Origin of the sequence: Dolichospermum lemmermannii CS-548 (assembly GCF_028330815.1) — a bacterium.
Lineage (GTDB): Bacteria > Cyanobacteriota > Cyanobacteriia > Cyanobacteriales > Nostocaceae > Dolichospermum > Dolichospermum lemmermannii.
Genome location: NZ_JAQMTJ010000193.1, coordinates 1 through 10817 on the forward strand (window position 1 = coordinate 1; position 10817 = coordinate 10817).

At 35.9% G+C, this 10817-nt stretch carries 11 protein-coding genes; 2 read left to right on the forward strand and 9 right to left on the reverse strand.

Translation table 11 applies throughout. The features are described 5' to 3' along the window. Positions 1 to 348: 348 nt before the first annotated feature. Together PN450_RS12650 and petH are read right to left on the reverse strand one after the other, a co-directional pair. Complete coding sequence (locus PN450_RS12650; RefSeq protein WP_417033748.1) at positions 349 to 1638, reverse strand: homoserine dehydrogenase; 1290 nt, start codon at positions 1636 to 1638, stop codon at positions 349 to 351. Between the two features lie 131 nt (positions 1639 to 1769). Next, positions 1770 to 3161 carry a ferredoxin--NADP reductase gene (petH, locus tag PN450_RS12655; RefSeq protein ID WP_271836549.1) on the reverse strand — a complete coding sequence of 464 codons (1392 nt, stop codon included), beginning with the start codon at positions 3159 to 3161 and terminating at the stop codon, positions 1770 to 1772. Positions 3162 to 3991: 830 nt separating this feature from the next. Here petH and PN450_RS12660 point away from each other — a divergent pair. Continuing rightward, a complete protein-coding gene (locus PN450_RS12660; RefSeq protein ID WP_271836550.1) occupies positions 3992 to 4993 on the forward strand; it encodes a phosphoribulokinase in 1002 nt (333 codons plus the stop codon). 550 nt (positions 4994 to 5543) lie between these two features. On the opposite strand, the gene PN450_RS12665 is transcribed toward PN450_RS12660, so the two are convergent. From PN450_RS12665 to PN450_RS12690, 6 genes are all read right to left on the reverse strand, one after another. After that, positions 5544 to 5939, reverse strand: coding sequence for a CU044_2847 family protein (locus tag PN450_RS12665; RefSeq protein WP_271836551.1), 396 nt, complete (start codon positions 5937 to 5939; stop codon positions 5544 to 5546). A gap of 369 nt (positions 5940 to 6308) precedes the next feature. After that, complete coding sequence (locus tag PN450_RS12670) at positions 6309 to 6701, reverse strand: GUN4 domain-containing protein (protein ID WP_271836552.1); 393 nt, start codon at positions 6699 to 6701, stop codon at positions 6309 to 6311. 117 nt (positions 6702 to 6818) lie between these two features. Then, positions 6819 to 7631 (reverse strand): hypothetical protein, encoded by an 813-nt coding sequence (locus PN450_RS12675; protein WP_271836553.1) that lies wholly within the window; start codon positions 7629 to 7631, stop codon positions 6819 to 6821. Further along, on the reverse strand, positions 7621 to 8187 hold the full coding sequence (locus tag PN450_RS12680; RefSeq protein ID WP_271836554.1) for an AAA-like domain-containing protein: 567 nt from the start codon (positions 8185 to 8187) through the stop codon (positions 7621 to 7623). The genes PN450_RS12675 and PN450_RS12680 overlap by 11 nt, the downstream gene beginning before the upstream one ends. A gap of 26 nt (positions 8188 to 8213) precedes the next feature. Then, positions 8214 to 8447: a type II toxin-antitoxin system HicA family toxin gene (locus tag PN450_RS12685; RefSeq protein WP_096664140.1), complete on the reverse strand. Its 234-nt coding sequence runs from the start codon at positions 8445 to 8447 to the stop codon at positions 8214 to 8216. Then, complete coding sequence (locus PN450_RS12690; RefSeq protein ID WP_271836555.1) at positions 8444 to 8665, reverse strand: type II toxin-antitoxin system HicB family antitoxin; 222 nt, start codon at positions 8663 to 8665, stop codon at positions 8444 to 8446. The genes PN450_RS12685 and PN450_RS12690 overlap by 4 nt, the downstream gene beginning before the upstream one ends. 38 nt (positions 8666 to 8703) lie before the next feature. Here PN450_RS12690 and PN450_RS12695 point away from each other — a divergent pair, with 38 nt between their 5' ends. Next, positions 8704 to 8850: a hypothetical protein gene (locus PN450_RS12695; protein ID WP_199924367.1), complete on the forward strand. Its 147-nt coding sequence runs from the start codon at positions 8704 to 8706 to the stop codon at positions 8848 to 8850. 96 nt (positions 8851 to 8946) lie between these two features. Here PN450_RS12695 and PN450_RS12700 read toward each other — a convergent pair whose 3' ends face one another. After that, positions 8947 to 10599, reverse strand: coding sequence for an AAA-like domain-containing protein (locus PN450_RS12700; RefSeq protein ID WP_271836556.1), 1653 nt, complete (start codon positions 10597 to 10599; stop codon positions 8947 to 8949). Positions 10600 to 10817: the final 218 nt, after the last annotated feature.

Sequence of the window (10817 nt, forward strand, 5' to 3'; positions counted from 1 at the left end):
ATTGGTGTTTGGACAAAACGTAAATTCAATAGACATCTCCAATAATTTTTGAACCCCCCAGTCGGTTTTAACCGACTTTAGCTATAAGACAGGGAATTTATTCCCTGGCTTCTCTCCCTGGCTTCCTCCTTCCTCCTTCCTCCTTCCTTACATCATCACCCCATCATGTTTCGCTAAAAAACGCAAAAACGCCAACGGGAAAAAAGTGATTTTATTGTGTTGACAAACAATTTTAAAAATGTTATCATGAAATTGATAAGGAAGAACTATCTTATTGTTAATTAATAATAGAATGACAATATCCCCGACTTCTCAAAGAAGTCGGGGATATTTTGATCTTTTTATGTTTCAAAGCACTCGTAATACGCTGGGAATACTGTCTATTGATTCCATTGCTTGAATTTCTGCCAAAGCTTCTCTAAAGTCCCCTTCCCGGACATTGTGGGTAACAACGACAATCTCGGCTAGTTCTCCCTGAAAGCCAGTTTGGACAACTGACTCTAAACTCACGCCATAATTGCCAAAACAAGTTCCCAATCTCCCAATGACTCCCGCTTGATCTTTGCTGAGGAAACGGGCATAAAACCGGGTTATTAACTCGGTAATGGGGGTAATTTGCGAGTAATGTTGATGTCTACAAGCGAGGAGAGAATTTGGTTTCGTGGTATTGGTTTTGAGGGTAGCAACAAGATTTAAGATATCTGATGATACAGCACTAGCGGTAGCACCAGCCCCAGCCCCAGGACCGAATAACATCACTTGTCCTATGGGTTCTCCCTCAATCAGAATAGCATTGTAAACACCGTTAATACTAGCTAAAGGGTGGCTGTGGGGAACTAGGGTAGGATGAACTCTCACGGAAAGTTGGGAGTTATCTTCATCTAAATGTTGAGCTATTCCTAGTAATTTAATTACGAATCCTAATTTAGCAGCATAGGCAATATCTGTTTTTGTAACTTGACGAATTCCTTCACAATGGACATCTTCCCGATTGATTCGCCCGTCAAATCCTAAAGATGCCAAAATAGCAATTTTATCTCCAGCATCTAAACCATCCACATCCGCTGTGGGGTCAGCTTCAGCATAACCCAATTTTTGAGCATCTGCTAAGACATCATCAAATTCACTACCTTCTGTTTGCATCCTGGTGAGGATATAGTTGGTTGTGCCATTGACAATGCCCATGATAGCGCTAATGCGATTAACGCTTAAAGATTGTTTCAGGGGTTGAATTACAGGAATACCGCCACCAACGGCAGCTTCTAGCAGCACATAGACACCTGCTTCATTAGCAGCGGTGAAGATTTCAGCACCAAATCGAGAAATTACGGCTTTATTGGCGGTAATTACGTGCTTACCATTTTTAATAGCTGTCAACATGAGTGTGCGGGCGGGTTCTAATCCCCCCATTAACTCTACAACTATATCTACGGCTGGATCATTAACAATGGCTTCTAAATCCGTAGTTATCACCTCTGATGATAATTCTACAGCTCTGGGTTTCGTGAGCGATCGCACACCCACCCGATATATTTCAATTTCCTGTAACAGCGGATGACGACCTACTTTGTCTTGCAACAATTGAACTGTCCCCGTTCCGACTGTACCTAATCCAAGTATTCCTAATTTAACAGCCACAGATTTTGCACCCACATGAAATTTACATAAAACAATTGTAGGCAGAGCCATAAGCCCTACCTACTAATTATCTGCTTTTAATTGTCCAATAACCAATGACCAATGACCACTCACCATTGACCAATAACAAATTAGTATGTTTCTACGTGCCAGCGGTGAGCTTTTTTTAGATCCTTTTGGTAATCACTCCAAACTACACCTTCTTTTGCCGCAGCAGCACTTAAAGCCGCATCAATGCCATCTTCCATACCGCGCAAACCGCAGATGTAAGTGTGGGTTTTTTCGTTTTTAATCAACTGCCACAATGCATCAGCGTGTTCCGCAACTCGGTCTTGGATATACATTCTGCCACCTGCGGGATTATTTTGTTCCCGGCTGATAGCATAGGTAAGACGGAAGTTTTTGGGATATTTCTCTTGCATTGCTTCCAATTCTTCTTTATAAAGAATATTGGGAGATGTTGGCACACCAAACAGCAACCAAGAAAATCCTTTAAATTGATATTCTGGGTTAGCTTTTCTTTCTGCATCCTTAAACATCCGCCACAGGTAAGTCCGCATTGGTGCAATCCCTGTACCTGTTGCTAACATGATTACATTAGCTTCAGGATCTTCAGGTAATAGCATTTCTTTACCAACAGGACCTGTGATTTTAACATCATCACCTGGTTTGATTTTAGTCAGATAGCTAGAACAAACACCATAAACTGTTTCACCTGTTTCTGGATGCTTGTACTCTAACTGACGAACACATAGGGATATTGTTTTATCATCGAGATTATCGCCGTGACGAGTAGAAGCAATGGAATAAAGTCTGAGTTTTTCAGGCTTACCATTTTTATCTACGCCAGGAGGAATAATCCCGATACTTTGACCTTCTAAATACCGCAAGTTGCCGGCAGATAGGTCAAACTTGAGATGTTGAACAATCCCAATTCCGCCCTCTTTAACTAAGGTTTCATTAGAAATACACTTACCAATAAACGGAGCATTAGGACGATAAATGTTCACAGGAACATCAGCATGAGCATCTTTTTTAGCTTTTGCTTGAGTCATGGTCTGGCCTTTTTTCTCCTTAGCTGGTGATTTAGCAAAGCCTTTAGCTTCACTAGTATTACTTACAGGTGTGGCTTTACCATGTTCCTCTTCATTAGCATTTACCTCAGCTTTAACTTCTGTGCTAACGGGAATGTCAGCAGTTGCTAATTCAACTATTTCGTTGACTGGCTGTGAATCTCTGCTAACTGTAATCTCAGCAGCTACCAATTCAACTTTGCCGTTGACTTGCTCTAAAGCTGTAACAGGTTGGATACTAACAATTTTACCGCCCAGGCGAGTGATCCGTCGCATTTCTTGATTCATGCGGTTGTAAGGTACTCTGATGAATACACTGCCACTTTTACGAATGGGGTAGTTGGTTTGATCAGTTTCTTCAGTCTGACGCAAACCCATCACTTCGTAAACGAAGACGCGGCTACCTGATTCTATATTGGCAGCACCCTCAACAGCACCTTGATTGTACATTCCTTATACCACTCCGATATTTACTTAACCGTTTATCAAAAAAAATCATTCCCATCCTTCTGCGAGCTTTAGTTTACCGGATTTTCGGATCACAAAACTAGCCATCTGGGAAAACAACATCATTCATCATGATGCCTTGCTCTGTCCACTCGCCCAAGACCAGTAGGTATGGCAAAAAACACACCTGTTCACCTTCTAAATTAGAGGATAAGTCTTTGCGAGAATGTTAATAGTGAATCACTTTAATCTTTTTTTCCGAAAATACATAGTTTGAGACTTGTCAAAACAGGATTTTATAGTATATTGGCACTACAAAAATCCTGGGTATGAGGACAAGCCTTTCCATTCAGAAAATATCCCTAAAGAGTATATTATAACCTTGTTTGGTTACTGAAATAAAACCACTTGTCCCATTCTAGCATGACAGTGCGCTAACCTATTTTTTTCCTTCTTTCTTCTGACTGGTCACTGAGCGAAGTCGAAGTCCTAACTCCTATTTTCTCTCAAATCTAAAAAAAATGTATCATCTGTGGCAGAATGTTAAACAGATAATTGCTAGAGAACTAAATTCTTTCTGAGCATAAGTCTTGTGAGAGTACACCCCTTCTGTTAAAATTTAGGGCAACACTAAGATTAAATACTTACCAGCTATAAAATTAGGCTAATTAGGACGAGTAACTGCTATAGGCGGATAAGTTATTTGTTTAAATCTGTCATCGTTATGCTGGATAGCCAGAACGTGGGACGATACTTTTGGGGTAAGCTCCTAGATTCAAAATCTGCTGTGAGAAAAATTATTCATTGACACATTTAGTATTTAGAGGGAATTTATGACTAAGCCGGAACGCGTGGTACTAATTGGAGTAGCCGGAGACTCTGGGTGCGGTAAATCTACGTTTTTGCGTCGGTTGATTGATTTATTTGGCGAAGAATTTATGACAGTTATCTGTTTAGATGACTATCATAGCCTAGATCGTAAACAACGTAAAGAAACAGGCATAACTGCACTTGATCCCAGAGCAAATAACTTTGACTTAATGTATGAACAAATTAAGTCTCTTAAAGAAGGTCAAGCAATTCATAAGCCAATTTATAACCACGAAACTGGCATGATTGATCCACCAGAATGGATTGAGCCAAATCATATTATCGTAGTAGAAGGGCTGCATCCCTTGTATGACGAACGGGTAAGAGCGCTTCTAGATTTCAGCGTTTACTTTGATATCAGTGATGAAGTCAAAATTGCTTGGAAAATCCAACGGGATATGGCTGAAAGAGGCCACCGCTATGAAGATGTTCTCGCACAAATCAATTCTCGTAAACCTGATTTTGAGAAATTCATCGAACCGCAAAGAGAATTTGCTGACGTGGTTCTGCAAGTATTACCCACAAACTTAATTAAAAACGATACAGAACGTAAAGTTTTGCGGGTACGGATGTTACAACGGGAAGATAAAGAAGGCTTTGAACCCAGCTACCTGTTTGACGAAGGTTCAACAATTCAGTGGACTCCTTGCGGACGCAAACTGACCTGTTCTTACCCCGGTATGCAACTTTACTACGGTTCTGATGTTTACTATGGTCGTTACGTCTCAGTATTGGAAGTAGATGGTCAATTTGATAACCTCGATGAAATAATTTACATCGAAACTCATTTGAGCAAAACATCCACTAAATATCAAGGTGAGATGACTCACTTGTTATTACAACACCGTGAATATCCAGGTTCTAATAATGGTACTGGTTTATTCCAAGTATTAACAGGTTTAAAAATGCGTGCTGCTTATGAACAGTTGACAGCTAAAGAAGCAAAACTAGCAGTTCAAGTCTAAAACAGCAGTATTTGTGTCAAAAATTAGTGGAGGGAACAGTTGAATGTGTTCCCTCTTTTTTGTCTGAATCAGGATGTCCAGGATTTGAGGATTTGCAGGATTGTTATTTGGATATTATTTGATTGTGGCAGAATTAAGTGAATATTTTGTCTGAATCAGGATGTCCAGGATTTGAGGATTTGCGGGATTGTTATTTGGATATTATTTTGATATTAGTAGAATTAAGTGAATATTTTGTCTGAATCAGGATGTCCAGGATTTGAGGATTGACAGGATTGTTATTTGGATATTATTTGATTGTGGCAGAATTAAGTGAATATTTTGTCTGAATCAGGATGTCCAGGATTTGAGGATTGACAGGATTGTTATTTGGATATTATTTGATTGTGGCAGAATTAAGGATTATGATGATAAGTGAAAAAGAATATCTAGTAAATGCCTAAAATAAACAACATTCTCTAAACACTAGAATACCGAAAATTCCTAGACTAATTCAACAATAACATCCTGTAAATCCTTTAATCGGTGGATATCCTGATTCTGACAAAATTTATTTCTGATTAAATTTACATTTCACAGTAATTTTGATATTACTGCTAGTTTCTCCTGTGACAATATAAGGGATTCCTGTCATTCCTCCGACATTAACCCCAAATTCTAATGTAACTTCAGAAACTTCGGCTAAAGCTAAATCTTTGAAGGATTGAATAATATGTTTTGAATAGGATTGAATTGTTTTTTGGAGTTTGTCTCCCTGTTCTTTAATATTCAGTTTTTCGTTCAGTTTTTCTAAGGCAAAACCGCGGTCTGCTTGTTCAGAGGTGGGAATTAGAAAATCTAGGTTCTCGTTTTTTGGAGGTTGGGGAATAGATACAGCAACGTTTTCTGATGCTTCGATATAAATAATTGTTCCGTCTTCTAATTGAATCGGCGTTAGTTGTGACATAAAGGTAAATTATCTTTTAATTAAGTTAGTATTTATATTATCATCTAGCGATTCTCGGTTTATCTCGTTCCCGGTCTCTGACTGGGAATGAATTCTAGAAGGCTCTGCCTTCAATGAGATTAGAGGCAGAGCCTCATCAACTGCATTCCTAGTCAGAGACTAGGAACGAGATAAAACGGCTTTTTTGGAGCGTTTTTTGGATAAGTTTACAGCTTTTTTACAGCTTTTTTCCCGACTTCTGAAAATTTTGATTTTTGACTTTTGACTTTTGACTTCCGAAGACGGTTGTGCCAGGTATCGAATTTCGGAAAAGCCTATTCTTTCATAGAAAATGAGTGATTAATAAATCTTAATAATGTTCTGAAAACCTTATCTGCTACAATCTACAAGTCTCTGCAAGAAGAGATGAGTACCCTCGCCACGGTAACTCAATACGTACGGTACCTCCCTCACGTACGGTAACGTACCTCGCCCGACAAAACTATTATACCCTTCCTTGTTCCATTTTGTAAATGTTCCCTTTTCCCAGTCAAAATCTAAAGAATTGCCTGTTTCCAGATATATCCTTTTCTGAACACTAAAACCGAATTTTCCTTTTGAGTTATCCACCCATAATTTATCTACTTTTTGTAAATCCTTACAGTTAAAGTTTTTAATATTATTTACTTCTAAATAACTATAACCTTCTTTTTCTCTTTTAGCTGAAACCAAAATAAACTGCCAATTTTTTAAATCTGCGTCTTTCCATCTATTTTCTTTCATTAAATAGTCTAAGTAAGTTGGCGTTAAACAATCAACATATGTAACGAAATGTAAATTCGACAAATACCTTATAGATAGGTTATTTAAGGGTTTTTACGAAAAAAATGTATATTGATTTTATCGTGCCGACTTACTTAATTCGGCTAATAAATGTGTTTTTAAAGATTCATAATATTCTGTATTTGATTTATCTAAATCATTAAGTTGACGATGAAGAGAAGCAACAATATCAGCATTACCATTATAGAGAATATTCAGTTTTAACTTAAATAAATCAGGATTAGGTTTTAATGATTTGAGAATATCATATTTCTCAAATGCGATTTTATAATTACCTAAAGCCTTCTTTTTTTCTTTTTCTAATTTCGCTTTTACATAGTAAATATAAACTAAAGTAGCTAAATAACTAGGATCATTTTTATCAAAATTATTTTCTTTTGGTAATTTTTCAAAACTTTTATTCAAGTCTTTTTTAGCCTTGTTATATTGTGATTCTAATTGTGAATTTTTATTCTCTTCTGTTTTTAATGATTCATATCCTGAAACTAAAGAACTATCCAATAAAGCTTCTTTAAGTTCTTGGTTTTTGATTTTATCTTGTAAAACTAAACCTGCAATATTTAAAAATTGGTTAGCTTCGTTATTTTTACCTTTTTGTTGAAGTTGAGAAGCTACTGCTGATAATTCTTTTATTTTAGCAATGTTTTGTTCCATTTTTGCAGTATTTTGTTTTGCTATAAATGCAGTTATTCCAAAAACTACAGCAAAAACTACACTAATAGATAAAACTAATCCTCCTGTTTTTTTAGCTTTCTTTAATTGTTTTTCTGCTTTTTTTCTAGCTTCTTCCTCAATAATTCTCGCTCTTTCTGCGGCTTCTTTCTCCTTTCTTTCCCTTTCTAACTCAGCTTCCTTTTCCCTATAATACAAAACTCAGACGATCATATTCAACATTATCAACTCGACGATTATAAAAAGAGCGAATTAAAGCAAAAAAATCATCAACATTAAACTGTAAACTGATGATACTATCAATTTCATCTATAAAAATAACGATATTTGATTCAACATATTTTAAAAGAATATCTCGGAGAAAATTACCAAATAAATTTACCGCAGATAAAGATTCTTGGTCGTATTTATCCCACCAACTATCTATATCACATTTTTCATTTAATTCAAAGGTATTAATTAATTCATTAATAATTCCTGCATACCATTGTAAAGGAGTAATATTGGCTGAACCAATATCAGTTAAATCAATAGCAGCACAAGCAAATCCATCTACTTCTTTAAGTCGTTTCATTGTTTGAACTCTTAAAGAAGATTTACCCATTTGTCGGGAGTTTAAAACATAACAAAATTCTCCCTTTTTTATAGCTTGATATAGTTCATTATCGGCTTTTCTGGTGACATAAGTAGGAGCAGAAGCTGGGAGCGAACCACCTACTTGATATTCATAATTCACTGAGTCTAGATTTTCCATTTTTATGTCCTTGCAAAATACCAAAATTAAAGATTTTGTAAGTGTTCATTAAAATTATCAACAGTTAATTCAATTTCTTTTAAAATTTCTCTTAACAGTGGTCTTGCTAAATCTCTCCCTTGATGATTAGGTACAGTTGTTGTTCTTCCATCAGAATGACGATAAAAGACATGACTTCCTTTTTGTCTAACTACGGAAAAACCCAACTTTATTAAAAGTTGATTCAGCGTTTTATAGTTAACAATAGGTAAGCGACTCATAAAGCCACCTCAATTTGTTGAATTCCGATAAATTGAGGTAATTGACTCAAATCTTCTTGAGATTCTTCTAAACATAATTCTAAGACTTCTTTTAAATTCTGTTGTAATTCGTCTAAAGTCGCTCCTTGAGTATGAACTCCTCGAATAGCGGGAATAATTCCTACATATAATTTGGTATCGGCATCATATTCAATATAAGCGGTAAAAATTTTAGTCATGGTTTTAAATTAGGGGGATCTACTTTGTTATATTTTAAATGACATCAATTAATCTTGCAAGCGATCGCAGAAATAAAGCCGATACAAATTACATAGCCCGCCTCAGAATGAATTCTGAGTCTAATAGCAAAAGTCGTCTAAAGACGACTGAAGAAAAATTCACAGTCCGTTTCAACGGACTTTAGTTATTAGCCCAGAACTAAAGTTCAGGGCGGTTTATGTTTATAACAAAATAACTCTGGTTAGATTTAGTTAATTGTCATTATTTTAAATGATATCTATTAATATTGCAAGCGATCGCTAAAATAAATACGATATAAATTACACAGGGGAATTACCTTATTACCTTTTGATTCTGCTAATCCCATGCTTTTTAATTTAAAAGCATAAATTGGTTCTAAGGTAACGGCATCATCACTATTAACCAATTTTAACATAGCTGATTTTAGTTGTTTATTTTCTTCCAAAATCAAAAGATGACGATACAAATGATCTTCATATAATCCTTCTTCAGTGGGAGCAATTTCTAAAAATTGCTTTAAAGTTAAGTCGTTAGTGGCAATATGATATAATGCCGTTCTCACCAAATAAGGATGACCGTCAATCATCCCCATTAATTGATTAATTTCTGTATCTGACCATTGTAATCCATGTCGTTTAACTAAATCCTGAACCTGTGCTAAACTAAACTTATTTAAATCAATTGGTAAACCCACATTAAAAGGAGATTTATTCACATCCAAAGAAATATAAACTTCCTGAGAATGGGAAATAACTAATCTCAGTTTTTGCCAAGTTTCATTATTTTTGCCTTTTTCATGCCATGAACGTAACATAGTGAAAAATTCATCAGCAATTTCACTATATTGAAAGATTCTATCTACTTCATCTAATCCTAGAATTACAGGCTGTTTCAATTCTTTTAAAAGATAGGATTGGAAATAATTTGTACAATTAGTTTGACTGCTATAACGCTGAGGTTTCCAATATTGATCTATCTTTTCTTCAATCCCTAATTCTAAACTGACATTTGCACAAAAAGACTCTAAAAAACTATCCAGATTTTTAAATAATTCTCGACTCCATAAATTAATAAATCCTGTTTGATAACCTTGCTTTTCTCCTTGATGTAAAATCCTACTCATTAATGAAGTTTTCCCCATTTGTCGAGGTGCTTTAATCCTAATTAATGCCCCAGGTTTTACAATAGCAGTATAACAGTTAGCCTCAATGGGAGGACGTTCAACATAGAAAGGGGAATTTAGAGGAACTTGACCATCTAAATTTTCAAAAGGAATATTAATATCTCTTGGTTGAATAGGTTCAGATTTCGACTCAGGTACACCCTGAATAAAAGCTTTTTTAGTTGTTGAATCTTTTGTCCTCAAAACCGGAGTTAAATGCTCTGGAATATTTTCCATTTCAATGGCATTACATCCTAAATCAAAAGCACTTTTAATTAATTGTCCTGCAAATAAAGTATCGTAAAAACCAATCGCAAATTGTTTAGCAGCTTCATCACCAATTTTTTGATTCATCCCGACGACATAATTAACATAAGGATAAATACCTTCTGCTTGTACATCTGAATAACAAGCATTGAGAAAAACACAATCAATAAAAAAGATTTCTTGTAATGCTTTAAACAATTTGGCTAAAGGAGCAACTTTGACTAAAAAGGCTTCTCCATTATCTGCCATTAAAGCTAAACTCTGTTCTCCTCCACCATGTCCTGAGAAATGCACAATATCTGGCTTATGATCTAATAGGGTACGACGAAATTCTTGAGGACGGACTGCTTCTTCCACAATAATTTCAAATTGTTCACGGTTTAGGGAACGCTCCCAAGCACTTTTGATTTCCCTGACTTCTTCACTTAAACGCAACGGTTTTGTGTTGGTGGGGTTAGCGGTTAAAATAAGAATTTTTTTCATCACCGTCGTTTTATAAAGATATAGTTACCACTACCGTGTATTTGAAGTATTGTATCCTTTATAGTTACCAAAACCGTATTGTTATTAAATCTCAGGCTATTTAGAGGTTGTTTGAAAAGTATTATATGAAACCCATAATCTCCAAAAACCTAACCCCCCTTCCCTACAAGGGAATGGGGGTTTTAAAGCCTCTCCCCTGGTAGGGGAGAGGTTTGGAG